This is a genomic window from Sodalis-like endosymbiont of Proechinophthirus fluctus, from assembly GCF_001602625.1.
Classification (GTDB): domain Bacteria; phylum Pseudomonadota; class Gammaproteobacteria; order Enterobacterales; family Enterobacteriaceae.
In genome coordinates, this window is the sequence record NZ_LECR01000007.1 from 25,244 (window position 1) to 25,562 (window position 319).

At 58.3% G+C, this 319-nt stretch carries 1 protein-coding gene; it reads left to right on the top strand.

The annotated features are described in order from the left end of the window. Positions 1-319 (top strand): hypothetical protein (locus BG74_RS00930; protein ID WP_187202458.1); only part of this gene is annotated, 319 nt, incomplete at both ends.

The following is a 319-nucleotide window of genomic DNA, read 5'->3' on the forward strand; positions in this document are numbered from 1 at the left end:
GAGGATATCGAGGCGGAGAATTTGCGCCTCTCTGGCGACGCCAATCTGCTTATTAGCCACCTACGATTGCAGGCGGCGACCCGTAATCAGCACGCCGAATTGACGCTGCTGGATATCGACTCGCCCCAGGGTTTACTCAACGCTTCCGGCAACGCTAAGCTAAGCGGGCGCTGGCCAGTGTCGATGACGGTTAACACCACCTTGAATAATGCGCCGCTAAAAGGCGAGAAGATCAAACTCGTTGTGGAGGGCTACCTGCGCGATGAGCTGTGCGCCGCGCTCAGTCTCTCTGGTCCGCTCACCGTGCAGTTGGCGCTGA